This window comes from Kitasatospora sp. MMS16-BH015, from assembly GCF_002943525.1.
In the GTDB taxonomy this organism is placed as follows: domain Bacteria; phylum Actinomycetota; class Actinomycetes; order Streptomycetales; family Streptomycetaceae; genus Kitasatospora.
This window is the reverse complement of record NZ_CP025394.1, coordinates 2,950,011-2,963,112: the sequence shown is the minus strand read 5'-3', so window position 1 is coordinate 2,963,112 and position 13,102 is coordinate 2,950,011. Positions and strand designations below refer to the sequence as shown.

Annotated in this window: 12 protein-coding genes and 1 tRNA gene; 3 read left to right on the top strand and 10 right to left on the bottom strand. The window is 75.6% G+C overall.

From position 1 onward, the window contains the following. Positions 1–61: 61 nt before the first annotated feature. The 5 genes from CFP65_RS12770 to CFP65_RS12750 all read right to left on the bottom strand — a co-directional run bounded on the left by CFP65_RS12770 (position 62) and on the right by CFP65_RS12750 (position 5,526). A complete protein-coding gene (locus tag CFP65_RS12770) occupies positions 62–649 on the bottom strand; it encodes a bifunctional DNA primase/polymerase (RefSeq protein WP_371682408.1) in 588 nt (195 codons plus the stop codon). Between the two features lie 116 nt (positions 650–765). Beyond that, complete coding sequence (locus CFP65_RS12765) at positions 766–1,170, bottom strand: hypothetical protein (RefSeq protein ID WP_254552367.1); 405 nt, start codon at positions 1,168–1,170, stop codon at positions 766–768. A 161-nt stretch (positions 1,171–1,331) separates the two neighbouring features. Continuing rightward, positions 1,332–2,708 (bottom strand): AAA domain-containing protein, encoded by a 1,377-nt coding sequence (locus CFP65_RS12760; RefSeq protein ID WP_174805527.1) that lies wholly within the window; start codon positions 2,706–2,708, stop codon positions 1,332–1,334. Next, on the bottom strand, positions 2,708–4,312 hold the full coding sequence (locus tag CFP65_RS12755; RefSeq protein ID WP_104816206.1) for a hypothetical protein: 1,605 nt from the start codon (positions 4,310–4,312) through the stop codon (positions 2,708–2,710). Before CFP65_RS12755 ends, CFP65_RS12760 begins: the two co-directional genes overlap by 1 nt. After that, a complete protein-coding gene (locus CFP65_RS12750; protein WP_104816205.1) occupies positions 4,309–5,526 on the bottom strand; it encodes a hypothetical protein in 1,218 nt (405 codons plus the stop codon). Before CFP65_RS12750 ends, CFP65_RS12755 begins: the two co-directional genes overlap by 4 nt. A gap of 278 nt (positions 5,527–5,804) precedes the next feature. Here CFP65_RS12750 and CFP65_RS12745 point away from each other — a divergent pair, with 278 nt between their 5' ends. Next, a complete protein-coding gene (locus tag CFP65_RS12745; RefSeq protein WP_104816204.1) occupies positions 5,805–6,446 on the top strand; it encodes a histidine phosphatase family protein in 642 nt (213 codons plus the stop codon). Between the two features lie 23 nt (positions 6,447–6,469). Here the strand turns inward: CFP65_RS12745 and CFP65_RS12740 are convergent, their stop codons facing one another. Next, positions 6,470–7,960, bottom strand: a complete 1,491-nt coding sequence (locus CFP65_RS12740; protein WP_104816203.1) for a transcriptional regulator — start codon at positions 7,958–7,960, stop codon at positions 6,470–6,472. A 437-nt stretch (positions 7,961–8,397) separates the two neighbouring features. On the opposite strand from CFP65_RS12740, the gene CFP65_RS12735 reads away from it, so the two are divergent. Together CFP65_RS12735 and CFP65_RS12730 are read left to right on the top strand one after the other, a co-directional pair. After that, on the top strand, positions 8,398–8,907 hold the full coding sequence (locus CFP65_RS12735; RefSeq protein ID WP_254552366.1) for a hypothetical protein: 510 nt from the start codon (positions 8,398–8,400) through the stop codon (positions 8,905–8,907). A 93-nt stretch (positions 8,908–9,000) separates the two neighbouring features. Continuing rightward, entirely contained in the window at positions 9,001–9,960 is a 960-nt protein-coding gene (locus tag CFP65_RS12730) for a fused MFS/spermidine synthase (protein ID WP_104820834.1), read from the top strand. 48 nt (positions 9,961–10,008) lie between these two features. On the opposite strand, the gene CFP65_RS12725 is transcribed toward CFP65_RS12730, so the two are convergent. From CFP65_RS12725 to orn, 4 genes are all read right to left on the bottom strand, one after another. Then, the gene (locus CFP65_RS12725) at positions 10,009–10,767 is read right to left on the bottom strand and encodes a hypothetical protein (RefSeq protein ID WP_104816202.1); all 759 of its coding nucleotides are present in this window, start codon (positions 10,765–10,767) and stop codon (positions 10,009–10,011) included. Between the two features lie 444 nt (positions 10,768–11,211). Then, positions 11,212–11,658, bottom strand: coding sequence for a DUF4442 domain-containing protein (locus tag CFP65_RS12720; RefSeq protein WP_104816201.1), 447 nt, complete (start codon positions 11,656–11,658; stop codon positions 11,212–11,214). Between the two features lie 227 nt (positions 11,659–11,885). After that, positions 11,886–11,961 (bottom strand) — tRNA-His (locus CFP65_RS12715). 127 nt (positions 11,962–12,088) lie between these two features. Continuing rightward, positions 12,089–12,691, bottom strand: coding sequence for an oligoribonuclease (gene orn, locus CFP65_RS12710; protein WP_104816200.1), 603 nt, complete (start codon positions 12,689–12,691; stop codon positions 12,089–12,091). Positions 12,692–13,102: the final 411 nt, after the last annotated feature.

The window sequence follows — 13,102 nt, the reverse complement described above, 5'->3', positions numbered from 1 at the left end:
AGAGGAGACTCTAGCAGTGGCTCCGGGTGCAGCCAAAATCGAATACCTGCCGGGGGCGGGGTCAGGCGGAGGGGCAGGGCTGGGGGACGGCCGGGACCTGGGGGGTGGGGCGGGTGCGGGCGGCGCGGACGGCGGCCCAGAGGACTACGGCGGCGCCCGGGAGCCAGGGGTCCTTGCTGTCGGGGGCGACGATCCAGCGGCCGGCGCCCTGGCCGGGGGAGTCCGGGGCGTCGACCATGCGCTGGACCGGGGGGACGGTGACGGCGTCGCCCCGGCCGTGGCAGAGCAGGGGCGGCACCTCCCGGGCCCACTCCTCCCAGGCCAGCAGGGTGCGCAGCCGCGCTGCCGCGCCGGGCTGCACGAACAGCAGCGTCCGACCCCGGTACGCGGCCACCGGGCCGCAGCCGGGGCCGGAGGCCCAGAGTTCGTCCAGCACCCGGCGCCCGAACAGCGAGGGCATGCTGATCACGTCGAAGACACGCCCGCAGGGCAGGACGGTGGGCGCCCACGGGCGGGAGTGCCAGAGGGCTCGCATGCTGCGCGGGTACTCGCTCGCGGAGGCGAGCCAGGCCTCGCCCGCGACGGTGACGTACTCCACGGATTGATACGTCCAGATGTCCACGCCCAGCAGCGTGGCGCGCGGCGCCACCGAAGCGGAGCGAAACCCCGGTTTGCCGGACACCGGCGGGGGGAGGGGCGTACCCTTCCCACCCGCATATGCCAGTGGCGATCGAGCGGCCGGGCGGGCACCCCGGGGGTGCGGGCTCAGTGCTCGGGGTTGCGCTGCTGCTTCAGCAGGCCACGGCCGTGCTCGACCATCCGGACGGCGTAGTCGGGGGTCCAGTCGGCGCGGTCGGCGATCTCGGCGGGGGAGAGGGCGTCGAAGCGGCGCGGATCGGCCAGCTGGGCGGCGGCCACGGCCTGGAAGTCGGCCGCGCGGTCGGCGGCGGCGCGGAAGGCGAGGGTCAACTCGGTGGAACGGCGCAGCAGTTCGGCCGGGTCGTCGATGGACTCCAGGTTGAAGAACCGTTCCGGCTCGGGGGTGTCGGCCTGCGGCTCGAAGAGCAGCTGGGCGGGGCGGAACCGGCGGACGGGGGTGCCAGAGCCCGGGACGGCCGGTGCGGCGGGGCTGCCGCCCTGGTCGGAGAGCGGGGGTTGGCGGTCGGGCATGTGCGGGCACCTCCGAGGTCGCGGCTTCAGGCCGCCCGAGTGTGCCCGGGCAGCCAGACAGGGCCGCCGTCCATTGTCGCGCCACGGCAGCCGGTAACGGAACGGTGCGCAGGCGGGCGCTATTCCCCCGCCGCACGCCCCTGTGGTGGTGCCCGGGCGCCTCAGAGCCGGATCCGGTGCCGCCCCAGGTGCTCGAGCACGGCGTGGTTGGCCTCCCAGCCGTCCGGGAACTGCACGGTGACGCCCAGCGACACCGGCTCCGCCGCCGGGTGCTCGGCCAGCACCTCGGCGATGCCCTCGCGGGCCACCACGATGCAGGCGTGCCGGTGCCGGGAGGCGAGCACGCAGAGCCGGCCCGTCTCCAGGTGGAAGGCCGTCGCGTCGGCGCGGCCGGAGAGCGGGTGCAGCACGACCGTCACGTCGTACTCCCGGCCCTGGAGCCGGTTGGCGGTGTCCACCGTCACGGCCGGGCCGGCCGTCTCGTCCACCGGCACGCCGAGCCCCACCAGCGCGGCCCGGACGGCCGCCGCCTGGTCGCGGTGGGCCGTGCCGACGGCGATCCGCTCCGGGCCGACCGGCTGGGCGCCGAGCTCGGAGTGGGCGGTGAGACCCCGGTCGAGCAGCCGCCGGACGGTGGCCGCCACCGCCGCCACCGCCTGCGGATCCGTCCGGACCGACCGGCGGGCGGGCAGTTCGAGCAGGGCCCAGCCGTGCTCGGCGGCCTCCTCGATCGCCGCGTCCACGGCCGAGCCGTCCGGCCGGACGGTCGCCGTCAGGCGCCGCTCGCCCGGGCCGGTGCCGGAGCGGAACGGGGTGTAGGGGTAGAAGGCGTCCGAGATCAGCCCGGCCGCCGAGTGCGGCAGCCGCCAGGAGACCGGCAGCCGGTGCGGGCGGATCGCCGGGTTGTGCGCGAGCAGGGTGACCACCGCGCTGCTGGACGGGTCGTAGCTGAGCCCGGCCCACTGCTCGGTGCCGACCACGGTGAAGGGGTCGAGCTGGCCCGGATCACCCACGAACAGCGCCCGCTCGAACAGCCGGGCCACCGCGAGCAGTGCGTCCGAGCGCATCTGGTACGCCTCGTCCACGATCGCGTGCCGCCAGGGGGCCTCGGCCTTCACCCACTGCCACTTGGCGGCGGTGGAGATCACCACGTCCTGCTCCAACAGGTCGGCGACCTTCGCGGAGGGGGTGACGCCGGGGTGGCGCAGGGCCTCGGCGGACGGGCGGGAGTCGCTCGCGTGCAGCCGGCCGATCCGCAGGTCGGGGCCCTTGGCGGCGAGCCGGTCGACCAGGTCGTCCACCTGGCTGTTGGTCTGCGCGACGATCATCAGCCGCTCGCCCGCCGCCACCAGCTCCCGGGCCGCCTTGACCACCAGCGTCGACTTGCCCGCCCCGGGCGGCGAATCGACCACCACCCCGCGCGGCGCGCCGGGCGCGGGGCGCGAGACCGCGGCCAGGATCCCGGCCACGGCGGCATCGGCCGCCGCCCCGGGGGACCAGCCCTCCTCCGCCCGCTGCTCCTCGGTGAGCTCCGCCACTACTCCCACTCCTCGTTCGCGAGCACGGCCGGGCCGGTCTGCTCCGCCAGCGCCCCGGGCGGGCCGCCGTGCGTCCACGGCGTCTCCTCCGGCTCGGGCAGCGGGGCCGACTGGCGCGGGGCGAGCTCGAACAGGGTGAACGTCACCGTCTCGCCCGGCTCGGGCAGGCTGCCGGGCTCCGGCTCCTTCTTCCGGCCCATGCCGCTCAGCACCCGGACGGTGACCAGGCTGCCGCCCCCCTCGCCGCCGGTCACGGCGACGATCTCCGCGCGCTGGGCGGTGGGGCCGCCGACCCGGTGCACCTCGCGGCCGAGATCGGCGTGCGGCCGGTCGGCCGTCCGGACGGTGACCAGGGGGCGCGGCTTCGGCGAGCGGCCGGTGGTGTCGTACTCCGGCACCACCTCCTCGACCGCACCGCTGAACGCCTCGCCGGCCAGCCGGTACTCCGCCATCGCGAGCGGGTCGTCCAGCGCCTCCTGGACGTCCACCCGGGTCTGCTCCCGCTCGCGCTGGGCCAGCTTGCGGGCGGCCGTCACCGCGTCGTCCTGCTTCGGCTGCGGGGGTTCGCCGGCGGCCAACCTGTCCCGGTGGCCGGTGTACGACCAGCGGTCGCTCTCCCAGCGCTCGGCCAGGTGCGCGGCGCGCGGCAGCGCCCGCAGCAGGTCGAGCCCGGCCCAGACGTCCCGCCAGGTGGGCAACAGGACGCTCTCCAGGGCCGTGGTCAACTGCTCGGCGGCCACCTTGAGTTGCAGCTCGGCCCGGTCGCGCCGGCCTGGGTCGGCCGCCTGCGCGGCGGCCAGCGCCGCATCGTGCCGGGTGATCGCCGGGGCGAGCACGGCCTCGTCGAAGCGCGGATCGGTGGTCGGCCCGGCCGGCGGGTGCAGCAGCTGGCCAAGCTCGTCCCGCCCGCTCTCGGCCAGCTCGGCCGCCTCGGCGCCGGTCAGGCCCACCGGCGGGTGGTGCCAGGCGAGTTGGGCGGCCAGGTGCTGGTCCTCCAGGTGGCTCTGCCCGGTCGCCCAGTGCCGGCCCAGCAGGCCCGTCATCGGCAGCAGCAGGCTGGAGCCGGGCACCTGGGCCCGCTCGGTGAGATGGGTCAACCAGCGCCCGAGCAGCGGCACCCGGGTCGGCGCCGGGTACAGGCCCGGATCGGCGTCCTCGGCGGTGCGGCGGAACCGGGTGGACCGGCCGATCAGCGCGAGGTGCCGGATCGCGGCCGAGTTCGGCACGATCAACTGCGGGGCATCCAGGCAGAGCTCACGGAAGACCTGGCTCTTCTCGCCGGTCTCCCGGTCGGTCTCCGAGCCCTCCCGCTGCTCCACCTCGGTGCCGAACTCCTCCAGGTAGGGCAGGAGTTCGGCGGCGAACCGGGCCAGGAAGTCGAACCGCTGGGTGCGGTTGAGCGGCTGCGGCACCAGGTGCAGCCGGGGCGCCGCCCGGTCGGTGCCCAGCATCACGGCCAGTGGCGCCCCCGCCTCGCCGGCCGCCGCCAACGGCACCACCACCATGGGCCGCTCGGCCAGGTGCCGGTGCAGCACGGTGGCCGTCGGCTCGGCCCGGCCGCTGCGGACCGCCTCCAGCCGGGCGAGCGTACCGAGCAGGCTCATGCCGCCCCCTCCACGCCGGCGGCCGAGGCCAGCGCCTCGGCCCGCAGCGCCGCCGCGTACGCCAGCCGCTCGGCGGCCTCGTCCGTGTCCTCGCCCTCGGCGGTCTGCCCCGAGGCCGCCGCCAGGGCGGCCGTCACCGTGTCGATGCTGCCCAGCTCGCCCCGGACGCCGGGGCCGAGCTGGCCCACCGAGTCGCTGCACCGGGCCTGCGCCCGGCAGTGGAAGCCGAGCTCGCAGGTGGAGAGGCAGTCCGGACGGTAGGCGGCGGGCACCGTCTCGACCGCCTCGGCCAGCGCCTCGGCGGGCCGGGTCGGGGCGCCCGCCTCGTCCGGGGCGAGGTCGAAGGTGGTGCCGGACGGGAGCGCGGCGAGCAGCTGGTCGATCCCGGTCAGCCGGGTGAGCCGGCGCCGGGTCGAGGCGAGCTCGCGGCGGACGTCGACCACGGCGGCCGTCGGACGGTTGCCGAAGTCCTTGGGGCAGACCAGCAGCACGCTTGGCTCGGGGCTGCCAGGCAGCTCGGCGGTGGCGTACGGCGAACGGCTCGGCTCCCGCCCGGCCAGCGCGGCGGCCGTCTCCTGCAGCGCCAGCACGTAGACGGCGGCCTGCCGGGCGGCGGCGCCGACCTTGGCCGGATCGGCCGCGCCGTCCAGGATCGGGAAGGACTTGATCTCCACCACCGTGCAGCGGCCGCCGTGCACCAGCACCGCGTCCGGCTCCAGGTAGGCCGGGCTGCCGGCCACCACCAGGCGGAGCATCGGGTGGTCGAGCAGCGTCCACCCGGTCGGATCGGCGGCGGCCTCGGCCAGCGCCTGCCTGGTCCGCTCGGCCCGCACCGCCGGGCCGGCGCTCGGCAGTAGGTCCGGTACGGCGAGCGGGGGCCCGGCCTCGGCCGGCAGCGCTCCCGGCAGCGCGAGGTGGCGCCGCAGCGGTTCGAGCAGTGCGGCGTACCCGTTCTCCTTGAGCCGCCGCTCGAAGACGTTGCCTCGGGAGATCGCGAACGGCGACTGCCCGAACGGCGCCGGGCGGCCCAGCCGCTGCGCCACCGCCGCCTTGTCCACGCCGACGGCGTCGAGCACGGCCCGACGGCGGCAACCCGGATTGGCGGCGAGCGCGGCGAGAGCACGGGCATCGAGACTGCGTTGCGGCGCCGGGCCGCGCAGGACGGCGAGCCGCTGCGCAAGCGGGTCGGCCTGCCCGAGGTGCGAGACGTTCATGGTGCGGCCCAGTGTCGCATCCACCGCTGACACTCCGTGGCCATACGCCCCGAACGAGCCCCGCCCGGCCCGGGAGGACGGGGCACGGCCGGGCGGATCGTCGGACCACGGGCGGCGCCGACCCGGCCCCCGGCCGCACTGATTCCGGACCGCCGGGGCGGCGCCGGCCCGTGGTGCGCGATCATGGGAACTGGCACTCGACGGTGAGCCCGCCCGCCGCACCACCCCTCGGTACGACCCCTCGGCACCACCGCCACCCCAGCTGCGAGGAGACCTCCATGCCCGCCCGTATCGTGCTCGTCCGCCACGGCGAGACCGCCTGGTCGGCCAGCGGCCAGCACACCGGCCGCACCGACATCCCGCTCACCGAGGAGGGCCGCGCGATGGCCCGCGCCCTCGGCGAGCGGCTGGCCAAGGCGCCGTGGGAGGGGCTGCCGGGCGCGGTGGTCTACACCAGCCCGCTCTCCCGGGCCAAGGAGACCTGCGAGCTGGCCGGGCTCGGCGACCGCGCGATCGAGCGGCCCGAGCTCCTGGAGTGGGACTACGGCCAGTACGAGGGCCGCACCGGCGCCGACATCCGCGCCACCGACCACCCCGGCTGGCTGATCTGGCGGGACGGCGTGCCCGGCGGCGAGACGCTGGCCGAGGTGGCCGCCCGGGTGGACGGCTTCCTCGCCGACCTCAACGAGGACCACGGCACCCCGCACCCGGACACCACCACCATGCACTGCGCCGACCAGGACGTGGTGGTCTTCGCCCACGGCCACCTGCTGCGCATCCTCACCGCCCGCTGGCTCGGCCTCGCGCCGGAGTACGCCCAGCGCTTCAAGCTCGGCACGGCCGCACTCTCCGTCCTCTCCTGGGAGTACGGCCTGCCCGCCGTCGAGATCTGGAACGACACCAGCCACCTCCAGGGCTGACCCCGGGGGCCCGAAGACGGGCCTTACGCCGCCGCCTCCTCGAACCGGACCAGGAAGGCCCCGACCTCGGGCACCGCGTGGTGCGGGCGCAGGTGGCGGGCGGTGTCGGCCAGCATGCCGCGGATCCGGGCCGAGCGGACCTCACCGAGCAGGGCCACCGCCGTCGAGGCGTGGTGGGCGGCCCCGGCGAGGTCGCCCCGGCCGAGCCGGTCGTGGGCGAGCTCGGCGGTGTAGAGCACCCGGTTCCGGACGAACTGACTGCCCTGGAGCGCTATCGCCCGCTCGGCCCGCTCGCTGGCCCGGTCCCACTCGCCGAGCGCGGACCAGCACTGGGCCTCCAGCCCGGCGATCTCGGCCTCGCCGAAGAAGGACATCCACTCCGGATCGGCCTCCGACTCGCCGCGCTCGAAGAGCGTGTGCGCGCGGCCCAGCGACCGCTCGCAGGCCCCCCGGTCCTGGAGCAGGGCCCAGGCCCCGGCCTCCCGGAGGGCGAGCAGCGAGAGCAGCCGGTCCGAGTCGAGGTGCCGGGCGGCGGACTGCCCGGCCTGCGCGGCGCGCAGCGCCTCGCGGGGCCGGCCGGCGTCCCGGGCCAGGAAGGCGCTGTTGCAGAAGACGTGCGCTTCCAGGGCCGAGTCGTCGGCCATCCGGGCCGTGGCGAGCGCCTCGGAGTAGAAGGAGCGGGCGTCGCCCAGCCGGTTGGAGTCGTGGGCCAGCCAGCCGACCGAGATGGCCAGCTCGCCCGCCCCGGCCTGGAGCCGCTTCTCGGTGGCCCGGCCGTAGTCGCCGTCGTTCAGCAGCACGTAGGCGTTGCGCAGGGACTGTCCGGCCAGCTCGAAGAGCGCGTCGCCGCCGCGGGCGTCGTCGAGCAGCCGGATGTCCCGGACGGCCTGCTCGACGCTGAGCACCTCGGCGGCACCGACCTTGCGCCGGGCCGGCGCGGGCCGGCGGAGCGCGAGCAGGGTGCCGGGGGAGGCGTCGTCGGCGGCCGGCAGACCGGAAGGGGAGGCGCCGGTGGGGGCGAGGGCGCCCGGGGCCGGGAGGCCGGGGGCGAAGGGGGACGCGACCCGGGCCGGCCCGTCCAGGCCGATCACCGCCGCCAGGGCGGTGGGGCCGCTGTTCAGGAACGTACGGCGACGCACGTCGTCGTTCTCCTCGTCAGGATGGTGCGGATCGTTGAGCCGCAGCGCCTCGTGGGGCAGCAGCGCGCCGATACCGGGGGCACCGGAGGCCGGACCGGCACCCGTGGCCGGGCCGGCCCCCGTGGCCGGGCCGCCGGCCGCCGCGCGGCGCCGGACCTCGGTGCGGGGTGCGAAGCCCAGGTCCGTCAGGGAGCGGCCGGGCCACATGTGCCGGAAGACCCGCTCGTACGCGTAGTTCGGACAGCGGATCTCGCCGGTCTCGACGCGGCCGACGTACCGGGCGTCGCAGGACACGTGCTCGCCGATCTCCCGGGCCGCCCGCCGGATCGCGGTGGCGAACTCGCCCGGGGAGAGGTCCCCGCGGAGGAGGCGCATCGCGGTGTTGGGGGCGGGCGTGGTCGACTGCGGGGGGACAGGTCCGGGTGCTTGGGGGGACCCGGCTGATCTCGTGGCTGCCATGTCTGCGCTCCGAGTCCGTGCCTGTTGGCGGCCTGTTGGCGCCGATCCTGCTGTGGTCCGGTGAAGACCGTGGGTGCGGTGGATGAGCCTGGTGCTGCGGGGGGACTGCTGACCGGTGACAGTACCCGGAGTCACCGATCGACCACAGCGAGTTCCCGGATCATGTGGGGTCAAACCGGTAGGTATCGGGCGCTGTTGCCGAGTTCCGCCATGAAATGCCATGGCTTGCTGTACGGCTCCCCGTGGCCTCGCGGGCACCATCGGCGTTGTCCTGATACGTGGAGGCCACCACCCGCACCCCCACCCGATCGAGCGGGGCGGCCTCCGAGTTGACGAGGTGGCAGGAGAGTTCCATGGTCATCGGAGTGCCGCAGTTCAGCCGTCCGGCCTTCGCGGGCGCGTTCCCCCTCGCCGTGCCGGCCATGCAGCGCGCACTCTCCGATCCGGGCGGTGCCCGCCGCGAGGTGGCCCCGCCCGTCTCCCCGACCGCTCCGGTCGGGCCGCCGCTCCCGGTCGGCCGGCTCGCCCAGGAGCGGTACGACACCGTCACCGTCTCGGTCCGGCACGGCCTGGAGACGGTCGACATCCTCCGACTCCGCCGCGCCTGCGGCTCCGTCCTGCAGAGCGCGGGCGGCACGGCCATCGCCTTCCTCGTCCCGGCCGGCACGGTCGACCGCTGGCACCTCCCGGGCAGTACCTGTACCGCGGGCGCCCCCGCCCTCTCCCCGACCGACCCGCTCTGGGTCATGCCCCCGGCCGGCCCCGGCGCCGCCGTTCGCCCCACCGACGCCTGGGTGCTCCGCTCGGCCCTCTGCGAGGCCGCCTGCACCCTCACCGCCGGCGGCCTCGGCCCGCTGCTCTGACCCTCCCCGCTCCTCCCCGTACGCAGCCCGTCCTCGCCCCTGCCTGCCAGCTCAGCGCGGGTGCGATCGAACGTCCGGGCGATAATGGTCGCCATGGGACGCAGCAACCGGGCCGGTCGAGGCCGTCAAGAGCCGGCACCGACGACCACCGGTACGGCCACCCGCAACGGCCGTGGTGCCCGCACCGAAGAGGTCCGCGCCGACGGACCGCGCACCCACGCCCAGGGCCCCCTCGCCCGGCCAGTCTCCTCCGGGCTCGCCGAGCTGATGCCCGACCGCGACCGTCCGCAGGCCTGGACGCTGTTGGTGGACGGCGCCCCGCAGTCACTGGTGGACCTCGCCGACCCGGCGCACCTGGGCTTCGAGTACCAGCGCCGCCTCGGCCACCTGATAGACCTCGCGGCCGCCCCCGGCAAGCCGATCACCGCCCTGCACCTCGGCGGCGGCGCGCTGACCCTGGCCCGGTACGTGGCGGCCACCCGGCCGCGCTCCCGCCAGCAGGTGGCCGAGATCGACCAGCAGCTCACCGAACTCGTCCGCGCGGAGCTGCCGTTGGAGCGCGGCTGGCAGATCAAGGTGCGTGGCGCGGACGCCCGCGCGGTGCTGGAACGCACCCCGGAGGGCAGCGTCGACCTGGTGATCGTCGACGTCTTCGCCGGAGCCCGGGTGCCGGCCCACTGCGCGACCCTGGAGTTCGCCGGCCTGGCCGCCCGGGCGCTCGCCCCCGGCGGCCGGTACGCCGTCAACATCGCCGACGGCGGCCCGCTTGCCTTCGCCCGCTCCCAGGTGGCCACCCTACGGGCGGTCTTCCCGGAGGTCGTCCTGGTGGCAGACCCGGCCGTGCTCAGAGGGAAACGTTTCGGCAACCTGATCCTGGCCGCCGCCCACCAACCTCTCCCGATCGAGGAACTGGGCCGCCGGGTCGCCTCTGACTCCTACCTCGGCCGCCTTGAACACGGCCGCGCCCTGGCCGACTTCACCGCCGGCGCCACCCCGGCCACCGACGCCACGGCCGCCCCGTCCCCGGCGCCCCCGCCCACCGTCTTCCGCTGACCGTCTTCCGTTGGCCGGCTCGGTGCGGGCCTGACGCAGTCCTGGCTTTCAGTGACCCCGGGGGAGTCCCCGGTGCTTGTACATCGCCGCGCCGGTGAGCAGCAGGCCGGCCGCGATCGGCACCAGGACGGCGGTGTAGTCGTCGCCGCGCTCCACCGGAGTGGCGGTGGTGGCCAGGGTGAGGTCCTGCGGCCCGGCCGGCCCGACCGACCCGACCGGGTACTGCGCGGGCACCAGGACGGGGGAGGCCGCCGGCCTCGGCGCCCCGTCGGAGGTCGGTGCCGGTGCGCCGACCGCCGGGTCGGCCTGGGTGCCCGCACCCTCGCCGGTACGCGGTGCGGCGGCTGCCTGGTCGGTGGGCCGACGGCTGTCGGAGCCGGTCTGCAGCGAACGGGAGGCCCGGGCGGGGTCGTCACCCCGTGGCTGTGGCGGCACCGAGGGGAGCAGCACGGCCGCGATCGCGAAGGCGTCCGGCACGGTGGTGGCCTGGCCGGGCAGTGGGAGGCCGCCCTGTCGGATCCGCTCGTGCAGCACCCGGCCGACCGGCTCGGTCTGGCGTTCCACCAGCGGTACGGCGTCGGAGGTCAGCTGGTCGAGCAGGGCGGGGGTGTCGGCCCGGCTGACCAGGTCCGTGGTGGGGTCGCCGACGGCCGCGTACGCGGGGCACAGGCCGAAGCCCAGCCCCCAGACCTGTGCGAGCACGGCGCCACCGGCCGCCAGGGCTCGGGGGCGGGGCAGCCGGCCGCCCGGGCGGCCGACGCTCGGGGCGGCGGTGGCTTCGGGCTCGGTCGCGTGATTGGCTCGCACGTGAGGAGAGAACGAGCGCCCACGGGGTGAAGTCACGCCGGGGAGTGACGCGGGTGATGACGGGGTGTCACCGTTCACCCGCCCGGGCCTAACGCCCGCCCGGTCCAGGCACCCCGGTCCTGTGGGCTTCTCAGTGGCCTGTCCACGGTGCACCGCGGTGGGGGAGCGGTTTTCGGTCGATTGCCGGTGTCCGGCCGCCGAACGGCGACGGGAGGCGTGCGAGCCCCGCCGTGCTTCGGAAGGCCGTCCGCGGGGAGCCGGCGTACCGAGGGCCGTCGTAGCGGAGCTCGTCCTACGGAAGGGCCGTCGCAACGGAGCTCGCCCTAGGGAGGACCGCCCGGCCCGGGCCCGTCGGTGGGGGACCCGAGCCGGGCGGCGGCTCTTCGGGTACTGCGTGCGGCGCTGCCCGGTGCGGAGGGCAGGGCCCCGCCGGAGGGCGGTGGCTCAGGAGTTGGGGCGCAGCGTCCAGAGGATCGTCAGCACGCCGGTGACGGCGCCGTCTGCGCGGGTGATCTCGACGGTGACCGGGATCTCGGGCCGCTCGCCCTTGTCCAGCTCCGCGACGACCTCCTCGATCGGGCGGCCGATGGTGGCGGTGGCGGTGACCACGCCCATCGCCAGCTTCTTGTACGCGACCTCGGCGCTCACCACGAGCGGCACGGCGCGCGAGAGCTGGTCGCCGAAGGCGGCCAGCACGATGCAGCCGCTCGCCGACTCGGCCAGGGTGAACATCGCACCGGCGTGCGGGCCGCCCACGTGGTTGTGGAACTCCGGCTGGTCCGGCAGCTGGAGCACCGCCCGCTCGGCGCTGGTCTCCAGGTACTCGAGCTTGAGGGTGTGGGCCATCGGCACGGTGGAGTCGAGCAGCTGCCCGATCGAAGGTGTGGTCATGCGGACGATGTTACTGGCTGGTAGCCCATTGGGAAGGGGGTGGCGGCAATTCGTGCCGGAGTCACACCGGGAGCCGTGGTGCGGGCGTCGATCGTAGAGTGACGCGGGACACACCCGCCGGTGGTCGAACTGACCGGCCTCCGATTGCCCTTGGGTCGGAGCCCGCCGCACGGACGCAGAAAAGCCTTGTGGGGCTGGTCTCTTGAAGACCAGCCCCACAAGGCTGTTGGGGTGAGTAACGGGACTCGAACCCGCGGCCACCTGGACCACAACCAGGTGCTCTACCAACTGAGCTATACCCACCATCTTTCGGGGCGTTCCCGCTCCGACAAGAAGAACTCTACAGGATCGGAGCGGGTGCTCGCGCCAGGGTTTCGAGCTCAGCCCCGGTCAGGGGCTGCCGGCCGGACGACGGGCGCCCGGCGCGGACTCAGGAGGAGGGCAGCTGGTACTTCGCCGCGATCGCCCGGGCGGAGTCGGTGTCCGGGCCGGGCTGGGGGACGAAGACGGCCTCGCGGTAGTACCGGAGCTCCGCGATGCTCTCGCGGATGTCCGCCAGGGCGCGGTGGCTGCCGCCCTTCTGTGGGCTGTTGTAGTAGGCGCGCGGGAACCACCGGCGGGCCAGCTCCTTGATCGAGGAGACGTCCACGATCCGGTAGTGGAGGTGGCTCTCCAGGGCGGGCATGTCCCGGGCCAGGAAGCCGCGGTCGGTGGCCACCGAGTTGCCGCAGAGCGGGGTCTTCCCCGCCTCGGGCACGTGCTCCCGGATGTAGGCCAGCACCATCGCCTCGGCCTCGGCCAGCGTCACACCGTGCTCGAGCTCGTCGAGGAGCCCCGAGGTGGTGTGCATGGTGCGGACGAACTCCGGCATCCCCTCCACCGCCTCGGCGGGGGGTCGGATGATCACATCGACACCCTCGCCGAGGATGTTGAGATCGGAGTCGGTCACGAGGGCCGCGACCTCGACCAGGGCGTCCCGGTCGAGGTCGAGCCCCGTCATTTCACAGTCGATCCATACCAAACGGTCGTTCACACCACTCACCCTACGGCGCGATCCCGGGTACCCGACAGCTCCCGCCCGTCATCGGCGGGCCGCTCCGTCGCCCCGGCCGCCCCGGTGCTGCCCGCACCGCTGCGACCGCCGGACTGGACGGCTCCGTCCGCCCGGTGGCCCTGCCCCAGGTCACGGGCCGTCGGCTGACCGTGGCCCTCCTCCTCGGCCACGGCGTGCTCGACGGCCTGTTGCTCTCCGGCCTGCCGCTCGACGGGCTCGCCGGACTGCTCGCCCACCCGACCGGCCGTCGGCCCGGACCCCGGGCCGGTACCCGCGCCGAGGCCGCGCCCGACCCCGGGGTGCCCCGAGCCCGCGTACGGCGCGCCGAGCTGCCCGGGGTGGCCCCCGGTCGGGTGCTCGCCGCCGGGGTGCCCGTCGCCGAACGGACCG

Excerpts from the sequence above, each read along its gene's own strand:
- CFP65_RS12720 (WP_104816201.1), bottom strand. The coding sequence starts at position 11,658 with ATGACCACACCTTCGATCGGGCAGCTGCTCGACTCCACCGTGCCGATG.
- CFP65_RS12750 (WP_104816205.1), bottom strand. The coding sequence starts at position 5,526 with ATGAACGTCTCGCACCTCGGGCAGGCCGACCCGCTTGCGCAGCGGCTC.
- CFP65_RS12745 (WP_104816204.1), top strand. The coding sequence starts at position 5,805 with ATGCCCGCCCGTATCGTGCTCGTCCGCCACGGCGAGACCGCCTGGTCG.
- CFP65_RS12765 (WP_254552367.1), bottom strand. The coding sequence starts at position 1,170 with ATGCCCGACCGCCAACCCCCGCTCTCCGACCAGGGCGGCAGCCCCGCC.
- CFP65_RS12740 (WP_104816203.1), bottom strand. The coding sequence starts at position 7,960 with ATGCGCCTCCTCCGCGGGGACCTCTCCCCGGGCGAGTTCGCCACCGCG.
- CFP65_RS12735 (WP_254552366.1), top strand. The coding sequence starts at position 8,398 with ATGGTCATCGGAGTGCCGCAGTTCAGCCGTCCGGCCTTCGCGGGCGCG.
- CFP65_RS12730 (WP_104820834.1), top strand. The coding sequence starts at position 9,001 with ATGGGACGCAGCAACCGGGCCGGTCGAGGCCGTCAAGAGCCGGCACCG.
- CFP65_RS12755 (WP_104816206.1), bottom strand. The coding sequence starts at position 4,312 with ATGAGCCTGCTCGGTACGCTCGCCCGGCTGGAGGCGGTCCGCAGCGGC.